Source organism: [Clostridium] fimetarium (assembly GCF_900111235.1).
Classification (GTDB): Bacteria; Bacillota; Clostridia; order Lachnospirales; family Lachnospiraceae; genus Clostridium_N; species Clostridium_N fimetarium.
Map to the genome: position 1 here is coordinate 303,481 of NZ_FOJI01000002.1, position 12,437 is coordinate 315,917.

Genomic DNA, 12,437 nt, shown 5'->3' on the forward strand with positions numbered 1-12,437 from the left:
GCTGTTCAATATTTGGGCTAAGGAGATACAGGCATGGCAATTGAAGTTTTTAACAGAGATGAAAAAAAATATATGATGAATGAGAAAACATACAATCAGTTACTTTTACGACTCGATGATTATATGGAGTTAGATGCATACAATGTTGGTCAGGAATTCTATAGTATAAGCAATATTTATTATGATACTATAGATGATACGCTGATTAGGAATTCTATTGAAAAGCCAGTATACAGAGAAAAATTGAGAATGAGAAGTTATGGAATCCCATCAATTGAAGATCAGGTGTATATAGAAATTAAGAAAAAATATAACGGCAAGGTGAATAAGAGAAGAACCGCTATTAAACTTGCGGAGGCTTATGATTATTTTAATAATGATATATACCCTGATCTAAATCAAAATCAAATTAATAAGCAAGTCTTTAATGAGATTGATTACTTTAAAAACTTCTATAATGTAGTGCCGAAAGTTCATATATCATATGACAGAAGAGCTTATTTTGAAAAAAATGATGGTAATTTTAGATTAACCTTTGATACTAATATTAAAGCAAGAAGAGAAAATATTAAACTCGAAGCTGGAAATGATGGTGAAAGGTTGCTTGAGGATGGAAAGTTTTTGATGGAGGTTAAGATTAGTAATGCAGCGCCCATATGGTTTACAAGACTTATGTCGGAGTTAAATATTTATCCCACCTCATTTTCAAAGTATGCGTCGGAATACAAAAGTTATGTAAATAAAATAATAATTAAAGGAGAACAAATATGCTTGAATCAATATTTACAACAACTACAGAGAACACAATTTCAATTAGCTCAGCAATTTTAGGATTGGTGGCAGCAATCATTATTGGCTTTGCAATCGGAATATCATATATGCTAGCTTCAAAAAAGAAGGGGTATAATCTCGATTTTATTATAGGACTCGTAATTCTTCCAGCTATCGTATCAGTGGTAATACTTCTTATTGGAAGTAATGTGGCAAGAGCATTTTCAATGGCAGGTGCATTTGCACTGGTACGTTTTAGAAGTGCGCCAGGTAGTGCAAAAGATATAGCTGTTGTGTTTTTTTCAATGGCATCAGGATTGGCTTGTGGACTAGGTTATATAACCTTCGCAGCAATATTTGTAACGGCTATAATTGTTGTCCTTTTAGCACTTTCATTATCAACATTCGGTGAAAAAAAATCATGTTCAAAACAATTAAAAATAACAATCCCAGAAAATCTGAATTATCAATCAGCTTTTGATGATATATTTGATTCTTATACACAAAAAACAGAACTCAGGAACGTAAAAACAACTAATATGGGAACTTTGTTTGAATTAACATTCATAGTAGGCATGAAAACAAATATAAATGAAAAAGCGTTTATCGATGAAATCAGATGTAGAAATGGGAACTTGAATATTTCATTAGGGCTAATCCCCGATCAAAGTTATTCTATGTTGAATTGATGGACGGACGGACGGACGAAAAAACAGATATATATCCTCTTGTTCGCTATTGCCTCTACACCCATACTGGATTGTCTGTATTCGGTTCGACACTAAAGTGTCAACCGCCTATAGACAATCCAGTATGGGTGTAACGGCAAATGCGGACAATTGAGGATATATATCTGTTTTTTCTGCTCGCTGTTGTGCAATTAGCATAGAAAAGGCGCAAAAACCAAAAAAAGAAAAAATGCAGCATTTGAAGCGTTGACGAGCAGAAAAAGCCAATGCATCTCCTCAATCGCCCGCATTTACCGTTACAACTACGTGAAAAAAGTACCGTCACGCATCACCGCGCGTGCAGTTTTTGAATCGCCAACGAGCAGAAAAAGCCAATGAATCTCCTCAACTGTCCGCATTTGCATTACAACCACGTAAAAATAAGTACCGTCTCGCATCCCGCGCCGTGCAGCTTTTCAAATAGCCAACGAGCAGAAAAAGCCAATGCATTTCCTCAATTGTCCGCATCTGCATTACAACCACGTAAAAATAAGTACCGTCTCGCATCCCGCGCCGTGCAGCTTTTCAAATAGCCAACGAGCAGAAAAAGCCAATGCATTTCCTCAATTGTCCGCATTTGCCGTTACAACCTTACGCGATTGTCTACAGTCGGTTGACACATCCTTTTGTGTCAAACCGAATGCAGACAATCACGTAAGGTTGTAGAGGCAATAGCGAACAAGAGGAAATGCATTGGCGTTTTCGTCCGTAATTATTAAAAAACAAATCCTTCTTGCTTTATTTGGGAAAATATATTAAAATTAAATGGAAGTTAAAAAAGGACGTGAAAACATGGTAGATAATAATACACAATTTTTCAAAACACAACCAGAGAAGACCATTTCAGTAGAAGGTATCTTGGAACAGGTATATTTAGCACTTAAGGAAAAAGGATATAACCCAGTTAATCAGATTGTTGGATATATTATGTCAGGTGATCCAACTTATATAACAAGTCATAATAATGCTCGAAGCCTGATTATGAAGGTTGAAAGAGATGAACTTGTTGAAGAAGTAATAAAATATTTTATTGAAGGCAAAGGTCTTTAATTATGAGAATATTAGGACTTGATTATGGCACCAAGACAGTTGGTGTTGCTGTTTGTGATCCCTTGGAATATACTGCACAAGGTTTGGAGATAATACGAAGGAAAGAAGATAATAAGCTAAGACAAACTTTGGCTCGAATAGAAGAGATAATACAAGAATATGGTGTAGAAAGAGTTGTACTTGGTTTCCCAAAACATTTGAATAATACAATTGGTGACAGAGCAGAGAAATCAATTGAATTTGGTCAAATGATTGAAAGAAGAACAGGATTGCCTGTCATAATGTGGGATGAAAGATACACAACAGTATCTGCAAACCAGATTCTAATGGAAAGCAAAGTTAGACGTGAAGATAGAAAAGAATATGTTGATAAAGTTGCCGCTGCAATTATATTGCAGGGTTATTTAGATATGTTAAGTATGAAAAAGAAGCTACAAGAAGAACAACAAGAGCAACAACAAGAAGAGCTACAAGAAGAACAATCGAAAGAAGAGGATTAATAATGGAAAAGATAATGTTTGAAACTGATGAAGAAGGATTGGTTGAATTTTTTGTGCTTGAAGAAACAAGAATCAATGGAATAAATTATCTTATGGTTACAGAATCAGACGATGATGGTGATGACGAAGCGGTAGCTTATATATTAAAAGATACTTCAGCAGCAGCAGAAGCAGAAGCAATCTACGAGATGGTAGAAGATGATGATGAATTAGAATATGTTTCAAAAGTATTTGCAGAATTATTAGAAGATGTAGATATTGAGATGTAGATATAGATGTAATCGTTATAATTGAGCAAGTTCTGTTTTGACAAGTAATCCCATAAAGTTTAGTAGACGATGGATTTAAACAGTGGAGTGAGGGTTGAGACAAATCAAGTTGCAATAGCTTATAGCGGTCAAAAGAAATAAAATCAAGAGGTGCGAATTTGAAAAAAGAGAATAATGGAACTGTTAAGATCATACCAATAGGTGGTCTTGAGCAGATCGGAATGAACATGACTGCCATCGAAAGCGAGGACAGTATTATTGTTATTGACTGCGGTCTTGCGTTTCCGGATGATGAAATGCTTGGAATTGATTTGGTGATTCCAGATATAACATATTTGAAAGATAATATTGCTAAAGTGAAGGGATTTGTAATTACGCATGGTCATGAAGATCATATAGGTGCAATCCCTTACGTTTTGAAAGAAGTCAATGTACCGATTTATGCAACAAAATTAACAATGGGTATCATCGAATCAAAGTTAAAAGAACATAACTTGATGCGTGAAGTTAAGCGAAAAGTTATTAAATACGGACAATCAATTAATTTGGGTTGTTTTAGAATTGAATTTATTAGAACGAATCATAGTATTGCTGATTCAGCTGCATTTGCTATATTTACACCTGCTGGGACCATCGTCCATACAGGCGATTTCAAGGTAGATTATACTCCAGTATTTGGGGATCCAATTGATTTGCAAAGATTTGGTGAACTGGGTAAAAAGGGAGTACTTGCACTTATGTGTGATAGTACAAATGTACTTAGACCTGGATTTACAATGTCAGAAAAAACAGTTGGTAAGACATTTGACACAATATTTAGTGAAAATATTCATAGTAGAATTATTATTGCTACATTTGCATCTAATGTTGACAGAGTTCAACAGATTATTAACTCGGCCTGCAAGTTCAAACGTAAAGTTTGTGTGGAAGGACGAAGTATGGTTAATATTGTTGGTGTCGCACAAGAACTAGGATTCCTAGATATTCCGGCGGGAACATTAATTGAAACTGAACAGATGAAGAATTATACGAATGAGCAAATTGTTCTTATTACCACGGGTAGTCAGGGTGAGACGATGGCAGCACTTTCGAGAATGGCTGCATCACTTCATAGAAAAGTATCAATTCAACCAGGTGATGTTGTTATATTTAGTTCAACACCAATACCTGGAAACGAAAAGTCAGTATCTAAAGTAATTAATGAACTTGGTATGAAGGGTGCAAAAGTAATATTTCAAGATGCACATGTATCAGGACATGCTTGTGAAGAAGAAATCAAACTTATGTATTCAATTATAAAGCCAAAGTATTCAATACCTGTGCATGGTGAATACAGACATTTGAAGGGACAAGCAGAACTTGCGGAAGGCCTTGGAATTAAAAAAGAAAACATCTTTGTTCTTCGTTCAGGGGATGTACTTGAACTCAGTGAGGAAAAAGCAGAAGTAGTAGGTAAGGTTCAGACAGGAGCTATTCTTGTTGATGGACTTGGCGTTGGTGATGTTGGTAATATTGTTCTTCGGGATCGTCAAAATCTTGCTGAGAACGGAATTATCATTGTTGTTCTCACATTAGAAAAATTCAGTAATCAATTACTTTCGGGTCCAGATATTGTTTCGAGAGGATTTGTATATGTTAGAGAATCAGAAGGCCTTATGGATGATGCTAAAGCAGTCGTTGAAAAATCAGTTCAACACTGTTTAGATAAAAACATTTCTGACTGGAGCAAGATAAAGGGAATTATAAAAGATGATTTAAGCGATTATATGTGGAAGAAAATGAAGAGGAATCCAGTTATTCTTCCAATCATTATGGAGGCATAATATTTGAATTAAATGAGTTGAGCGTTAAATTTCTTCAGGGAGGGTGCTGAGTGAATATTAATTTATAATTATATATTTTGCCTTGCCTTTCCTTCAAACAGCAAAGGGCGCTGTTTGAAGCCGGTCTGCGGTAAAATGTATAATTAGAAATTAATATTCACAGTTACATTTTGGAAGGGAATTTAATGCTCAAGTTGTTGCTTATTGATAAATTCAAATATTAGGATTTAAGGGCGGAAAAGGCACTAGATTGAAATATTAGTCTTTAGGGCCGAAAATGCACTAGATTGCTATATTGAAATATTAGTCTTTAGGATGGAAAATGAATTGGATTGATAAATCCCAATAATAGGATTTGGGCAGAAAATATCTGAGATGTATAGACTAAAATATTAGGCTTTAGGGCTGAAAATGTGTTGGATTGGTAGATTAAAATATTAAGTTTGAGGACAGAAAATGCGTGACATTGATAGATTGAAATATGAGCTGGCGGAAGCACTGAAGAGTAGTGAAGAGTATTTAAATTATAAAAAGTGCAAGGATTTACTGGCAGAAAAGCCGGATATTGAACGTAGTGTAGACGATATGAGACGACAAACATTTGAACTCCAAAACTCAGAAGAATTTGATAATTCTTTTGAAGCAATTGATGATTTTAGTCGTAGATTTGAAATTGAGTGTTCACAAGATGTGGCAAACAATTTTTTAAAAGCTGAAATATGCCTCTGCCGAATGGTTCAAGAGATTTGCAAAACAATTATAGAGGATATTGATTTTAATCTAGACTTTTTGAAGTGATATCTGATATAATATGGTTACGCAAAGGAGATTTGATAAAATGAAAAATAAAAGCGTTAAACTTATAATAGGAATTTCTTTGAATGCAATAGCAATCGTTTTGGTAATATTTTTAGTATATTCCGTTGGGACCAATGCATTTGCATTTGGGGGCAAGGTATTCAATGAAAAATCAGTTGATATTGAAAGTTTGAATAGAGAAGTTGAAGTTACAATTCCAGATAAAATAACAACTAGTCAGCTTACTAAAATTTTATATACAAAAGGCCTGATTGATGATAAGAAAGTATTTTATGTCCAGGTCGAATTATCAGATTATAAAAACAAATTTATAGAAGGTACATATACGCTTGGTACTTCCATGAAACCATCACAGATGATGGAAACGTTGAGTACTGCGGCTACTGTGAGTGCAGAAAAGTAATTGCGCTAGAACATAAACTTAATAATGAACTTTAAAGCACTTAAATATGAACTTGAAAGCACTTAAATATGAACTTGAAAGCATTAAAATATCAATTTAAAAGCACTTAAATATCAAAATAATTAAACATAGAACAGGATTTGAAAATGATTGTTAATGAAAGAATAGTTGCTTACATTAATTCGTTAGATATAGGTAACAGCGATGTATGCAATGAAATTGAAAAGCAGGCAATAGCAGACCGCGTTCCAATTATTAGAAAAGAGATGGGTAATCTACTCAAGGTTTTGATAGCCTTGAAGCAACCTTCAAGGATTTTGGAGATAGGTGCTGCTGTAGGTTACTCATCTATTCTTATGAGTGAGAATATGTCTGATAATTGTACGATTACAACGATTGAAAATTATGAAAAAAGAATTCCAATTGCCAAGGCTAATTTTAATAAGGCAGGAAAAGAAGATGTTATTACGCTCTTAGAAGGAGATGCAATTGAGGTGATGTCAGGGCTTGAACCAGGCTTTGATTTTATCTTTATGGATGCAGCGAAAGGGCAATATATTAACTTCCTCCCAGAAGTGATGAGACTTCTAGCCCCAGGTGGACTCTTGATTTCGGATAATGTATTACAAGAAGGCGATATTGTTGAATCTCGTTATGGTGTTACTCGTAGAAATAGAACGATTCATACAAGAATGAGAGAATATCTCTATACCATCACGCATATGGACGAATTAATAACTTCGGTGGTACCGATTGGTGATGGAATAACGTTAAGTGTTAAAAAATCAAATGTGGCATTAAAGATAAAGAAAGGCGGCAAATAGTGGCTGGACATATATATAACAAAAGAGTGTTAGAATTATTAATTCCTGCAAGTTGTTTAGAAGTGTTGAAAACTGCAGTAATATTTGGAGCAGATGCAATCTATATTGGCGGAGAGGAATTTGGACTTCGTGCAAAGGCAAAGAATTTCTCAATGGAAGATATGAAAGAAGGTATATTGTTTGCACATGAAAGAGGGGTCAAGGTTTATGTGACTGTTAATATATTTGCACATAATCAGGACCTTGAAGGTGTTAGACAATATCTAGAAGAATTAAAAGAAATAGCACCAGATGCACTAATTATTGCTGACCCTGCGATTTTTACGATGGCAAGAGAAATTATGCCAAATACCGATATTCATATAAGCACACAATCCAATAATACAAATTATGGAATCTTTCAATTCTGGAATAGCCTTGGAGCAAAAAGAGTAGTAACGGCTAGAGAACTTTCGCTTGTCGAAATCGAGGAAATAAGAAAAAATATTCCAGAGGATATGGAAATTGAAACATTTATACATGGCGCAATGTGTATTTCGTATTCCGGCAGATGTCTGCTCAGCAGTTTCATGGCGAACCGTGATGCAAATCAAGGTACTTGCACACATCCATGTAGATGGAAATATTCTCTTATGGAAGAATCAAGACCAGGCGAATATATGCCAGTATATGAAAATGAACGTGGCACATTTATATTTAACTCAAAAGACTTATGCATGATAGAACATATTCCGGAAATGATTGAAGCTGGAATCGACAGCTTTAAGGTAGAAGGAAGAATGAAGACAGCTTTGTATGTCGCTACAGTAGCAAGAACATATAGACTTGCAATTGATGATTTCTTAAAAGATCCAGAATACTATAAGAGCAGACTTCCTTTTTATAAATCAGAAATTTCAAAGTGTACTTATAGACAATATACAACAGGCTTTTTCTTTGGAAAACCGGACGAAACCACCCAGATATATGATAATAGCACATATGTACGTGAGTACACATATCTTGGCATCGTTGGAGAAGAAAATGAAGAAGGGTTATACCATATTGAACAGCGTAATAAGTTCAGTGTTGGCGAAACCATAGAAGTAATGAAGCCTAACGGCGACAATCTGCTAGTGACTGTCAAGACAATCAAAGACGAAGAAGGTCAAAATGTGGAGAGCGCCCCACATCCAAAACAAAATTTGTTCATTGATCTAGGAGTTAAGTTAGATAAGTATGATATCCTCCGACGTAAAGAAGATTAAATACTAAAAAGATAAAGGAGAATAATAGCGCTCCTTTATCTTTTTCTATTTTATAAGCCTAACTAGTTCATTATATTTTCTAAATAATCAACCTGTCCTTTGTATAATATTCAATATCATAATCTGAAATAAACAAAGTAATAATTTCTTGGAAAAGCAACATATGGCATTTCAAAACATATTATATATAAATGATGTGGTGAGGTGCCTTTCTTTTGAAAACATTTGAAAAACCTTTGTCAGAGGAGGAAGAAAAGCTATATCTCCAAAAATACAAAGAAGGGGATCTTGAAGCCAAGAACATATTGATAGAAAAAAATATGAGGCTCGTTGCCCACATGGTTAAGAAATATGTAACCAATGACCGAAATATCGAGGATTTGTTATCAGTTGGTACAATTGGTCTAATCAAAGCAGTTAACACATTTGATTCAACTAAAAGTTGTCGCCTTGCGACTTATGCTGCTAAATGTATCGATAATGAATTGCTTATGATGCTTAGAAGTGAAAAGAGAAAAGCCAGAGAAGTTTCGATATATGAACCGATTGGAACAGATAAAGAAGGTAATGAAATCAGTCTTATAGAAATTGTTAAGGCTGATGATGTTGACGTGGTAGAAGAATATGTATTAAGACAAAATATATCTAAAGTGTTTCAGTTTATTGATGAATTGCTAACAGAACGTGAACGAGAAATAATAATTTTAAGATATGGATTGTATGGCCATGATGAAATAACCCAGAGAGAACTTGCAATGAAGCTTAATATAAGCAGAAGTTACGTAAGTAGAATAGAGAAAAAGGCACTTCGAAAGTTAAGGGAAAAGTTTTGATAGTGATTCGCATAGTTAAGTCAGTAAAATTATCAAATTAGAGCTCAATTATTGACTTAACTATGCATTGGGGAATATACTAAGAAGATTAAAAGAATAGTAGACAGGAGACAAGAGCAAACATGATTAAAAACAGATTAATTCAGTTAAGAGACATTATGTCAGATAAAAAAATAGATGTATACGTAATAAAAACGGCCGATTTTCACCAATCAGAATATACGGGTGTGTATTTTGATGAAAGAGAATTTATGTCAGGATTCACAGGTTCGGCGGGAACCTTGGTAATAACGAATACAAAATCCGCACTATTTACAGATGGAAGATATTTTATTCAAGCAGAAAAACAACTTCAAGGAACAGAAATTCAATTAATGAAAGCAGATGTTACAGGTACACCAACAATATTGGAATATATAGATGCAAATATCTCTAAAAATGGATGTGTTGCGTTTGATGGCCGAACGATAGAAGCTGCCTGGGGCTTAGAACTTGAAAAGATGCTTAATAAAAAAGATGCTACAATTTTGTATGATAAAGATTATGTTGATATAATTTGGACAGCCCGCCCACCGCTCTCAAAAGAACCAGCATTTCTTTTAGATGTAAAATATGCGGGTGAACCAGTTAAAGATAAGCTCAAAAGATTAAGAAGTGAAATGTCACACAAGAATGTGGATACTCATTTAATTGCTACACTAGATGATGTTTGTTGGCTACTTAATATTCGTGGAAATGATGTGCAATACAATCCAGTGGTACTTGCATTTGCAGTAATAACAATGCAGGAAGTTTGCTTGTTTATAGATGAGGACAAGCTTTCTACGGAAGTGAAAAATGTGCTTGCAGTAGATAACATAATTATAAAAGCATATGAAGATGTATATTCTTATGTAGAGAAAATAGGAAATACTTCAATTTTAATTGACCTAGAGCGAATTAATTATTCTTTGTATAATAAAATACCAGCAACTGCAAAAACAGTTGTTGTACAGAATCCTACAGTTTTAATGAAAGCGATAAAAAATAGAATTGAAATAGAAAATTTAAAGGCTGTACATGTAAAAGATGGTGTGGCTGTAACCAAATTTTTGCGTTGGTTAAAAGAAAATATGATAGCTGGAAAAAATATAACAGAAATAAGCGCTGCTGATTATTTAGAGAAGTGCAGAAGAGAGCAAGAAGGTTTTATTGAACTCAGCTTTAATACAATTTCTGCATATAATTCAAATGCCGCAATGATGCATTATAGTGCAACGGACCAAAGCAATGCAGTCCTTAAACCTGAAGGAATGCTGTTGGTGGATTCTGGTGGACAATATTATGAAGGCACAACAGATGTCACAAGAACAATTGCGCTTGGTCTAGTAACCAAACAGATGAAAAAAGATTTTACATTAACTCTAAAAGGGATGCTAAATCTTTCTAGTGCAAAGTTTTTATATGGTTGCAGTGGCATGAATTTAGATATACTGGCAAGAGGACCATTGTGGAGTGAAGGGATTGATTATCGCTGTGGTACAGGACATGGGGTTGGTTATCTTCTCAATGTTCACGAAGCTCCGAACGGATTTAGATGGAGACATATTCCTGGTCGTAATGATCCATGCGTAATAGAAGAAGGTATGGTGACTTCAAATGAACCCGGCGTATACATTGAAGGAAGTTATGGTATCAGAATTGAAAATGAAATCGTATGTAAAAAAGCGCAAAAAAACGAATATGGTCAATTTATGGAATTTGAAACGCTTACAGTTGTACCGATCGATTTAGATTTAGTAGATACTGAGTATTTAAATGAACTCGACATTGAAAGATTAAATAAATATCATCAATTCGTATATCATTGTTTAGCACCATATTTGGATGATAAAGAGAGCGTTTGGTTGAAAAAATATACGGGCCCTGTTTACAAAATCGCTCTAAAGTGATACGATTGTAAACGTGTTTTGGAACAAAACACGTTTACAATAATATGATACTAGTATGATTTAAGTAATGGCTTGGCAATAAATATTGCATTTAGCAGGTAAAAGGGAACGACAGTATCAAAATATGAGGAGATTTAAAATGAAAAAGAAATTAGTAGCATTATTTTTAGTAGCAACAATGGTGATGTCAATGACAGCTTGCGGAAGTTCAGCAACACCTAAAACTGTTGATGCCGCAGTTAGTCAATTATCTTCGTTTGAAGTAAATCAAGCTGACATCGACATGACATTTTCAGTAAAACAAGCAACAGGAAATACGGATTTTGCGGGTAAAGTTGTTGCAGTTAACATGGGCAATAATACTGGAGCAGTAGAGATTTCGTATAAAATGGAAGACGGATCATTTACACCAGTTTCAACATTATTTATTACTGATTCAGCAGTATATATTAATGCAACGCAGGCAATCGATTTCATAACAACATTATTTCCAGCTTATAGTATTATCAAAACATATATAACACTTTCAAGTGATTATGTAATGATAACAAAGGCAGAACTGTTACAGTATTTGTCAGCTGCGGGTGTGGATACAAGCACGTTAGACTTATCAGCTTCAACAGTAACTTCAGCTGATTCAAAAAAATTAACTGAAATGATTTTTGGAATAATAAAAGAAACTTCTGAAAAATCAGGTACATCATTTCTTTCTCTAAAAGATGGTTCACTAAATATTGTGATTACACCTGAAAATACAGACAAAATTCTTACAGCTCTAGGAAATATTGATATTGCAACATATATTGATAAAATGGGTGATGAATCTTTATCAACTAATAAGACTGAATATGCTCAAAAATTCAAAGAATCAATTCAAGATTTTCAAAGCACACTCAATTCAGAAGGCGTCAAAACGAATATCACTGCAACAGCTAAAACGGAAGGTGAATCTGGAAGTAAAAAAGCTACGATTGCAATGGATGCAAAATTAGCTAGTAGTGAAGAATCAGTGAATAGTGTAATGAATATTACATATAGTGAAAAAGCGACTGCAACATATACATTACCAACGAAGTCAGCAACACTTGCAGAAGTATTGGCGATTTTGTCAAAATTAGGAATTAATTAATAACCTAAAGTAAGAATTATGTAACACATATTTAATTAAATTGTAAATATTGCTAGCAGTCGTTACCTTGTGTGACGGCTGCTTTTATGTTACTATTAAAGCCAAGCTTA

At 34.2% G+C, this 12,437-nt stretch carries 13 protein-coding genes; all 13 read left to right on the forward strand.

Annotated features, from left to right (window positions below; genetic code table 11):
• Positions 1-33: 33 nt before the first annotated feature.
• The 13 genes from BMY18_RS03730 (at position 34) to BMY18_RS03790 (ending at position 12,327) form a co-directional block, all read left to right on the forward strand.
• Complete coding sequence (locus BMY18_RS03730; protein ID WP_092450698.1) at positions 34-831, forward strand: polyphosphate polymerase domain-containing protein; 798 nt, start codon at positions 34-36, stop codon at positions 829-831.
• Complete coding sequence (locus tag BMY18_RS03735; RefSeq protein ID WP_092450700.1) at positions 768-1,460, forward strand: DUF4956 domain-containing protein; 693 nt, start codon at positions 768-770, stop codon at positions 1,458-1,460. Before BMY18_RS03730 ends, BMY18_RS03735 begins: the two co-directional genes overlap by 64 nt.
• Positions 1,461-2,291: 831 nt before the next feature.
• Positions 2,292-2,549, forward strand: a complete 258-nt coding sequence (locus BMY18_RS03740; protein ID WP_092450999.1) for an IreB family regulatory phosphoprotein — start codon at positions 2,292-2,294, stop codon at positions 2,547-2,549.
• 2 nt (positions 2,550-2,551) lie between these two features.
• Positions 2,552-3,049: a Holliday junction resolvase RuvX gene (ruvX, locus tag BMY18_RS03745; protein WP_092450703.1), complete on the forward strand. Its 498-nt coding sequence runs from the start codon at positions 2,552-2,554 to the stop codon at positions 3,047-3,049.
• A gap of 2 nt (positions 3,050-3,051) precedes the next feature.
• Positions 3,052-3,318 (forward strand): DUF1292 domain-containing protein, encoded by a 267-nt coding sequence (locus BMY18_RS03750; protein ID WP_092450705.1) that lies wholly within the window; start codon positions 3,052-3,054, stop codon positions 3,316-3,318.
• Positions 3,319-3,476: 158 nt separating this feature from the next.
• Positions 3,477-5,141: a ribonuclease J gene (locus tag BMY18_RS03755; RefSeq protein ID WP_092450707.1), complete on the forward strand. Its 1,665-nt coding sequence runs from the start codon at positions 3,477-3,479 to the stop codon at positions 5,139-5,141.
• A gap of 456 nt (positions 5,142-5,597) precedes the next feature.
• Entirely contained in the window at positions 5,598-5,939 is a 342-nt protein-coding gene (locus BMY18_RS03760; RefSeq protein WP_092450709.1) for a YlbF/YmcA family competence regulator, read from the forward strand.
• A 40-nt stretch (positions 5,940-5,979) separates the two neighbouring features.
• A complete protein-coding gene (locus BMY18_RS03765; RefSeq protein ID WP_092450711.1) occupies positions 5,980-6,363 on the forward strand; it encodes an MltG/YceG/YrrL family protein in 384 nt (127 codons plus the stop codon).
• A gap of 146 nt (positions 6,364-6,509) precedes the next feature.
• Positions 6,510-7,187: an O-methyltransferase gene (locus BMY18_RS03770; RefSeq protein ID WP_092450713.1), complete on the forward strand. Its 678-nt coding sequence runs from the start codon at positions 6,510-6,512 to the stop codon at positions 7,185-7,187.
• Complete coding sequence (locus BMY18_RS03775) at positions 7,187-8,434, forward strand: peptidase U32 family protein (protein ID WP_092450715.1); 1,248 nt, start codon at positions 7,187-7,189, stop codon at positions 8,432-8,434. The genes BMY18_RS03770 and BMY18_RS03775 overlap by 1 nt, the downstream gene beginning before the upstream one ends.
• 215 nt (positions 8,435-8,649) lie before the next feature.
• On the forward strand, positions 8,650-9,267 hold the full coding sequence (sigK, locus tag BMY18_RS03780; protein WP_092450717.1) for an RNA polymerase sporulation sigma factor SigK: 618 nt from the start codon (positions 8,650-8,652) through the stop codon (positions 9,265-9,267).
• Between the two features lie 122 nt (positions 9,268-9,389).
• Entirely contained in the window at positions 9,390-11,198 is a 1,809-nt protein-coding gene (locus tag BMY18_RS03785) for an aminopeptidase P family protein (protein ID WP_092450719.1), read from the forward strand.
• A gap of 139 nt (positions 11,199-11,337) precedes the next feature.
• The gene (locus tag BMY18_RS03790) at positions 11,338-12,327 is read left to right on the forward strand and encodes a hypothetical protein (RefSeq protein ID WP_092450721.1); all 990 of its coding nucleotides are present in this window, start codon (positions 11,338-11,340) and stop codon (positions 12,325-12,327) included.
• Positions 12,328-12,437 lie beyond the last annotated feature (110 nt).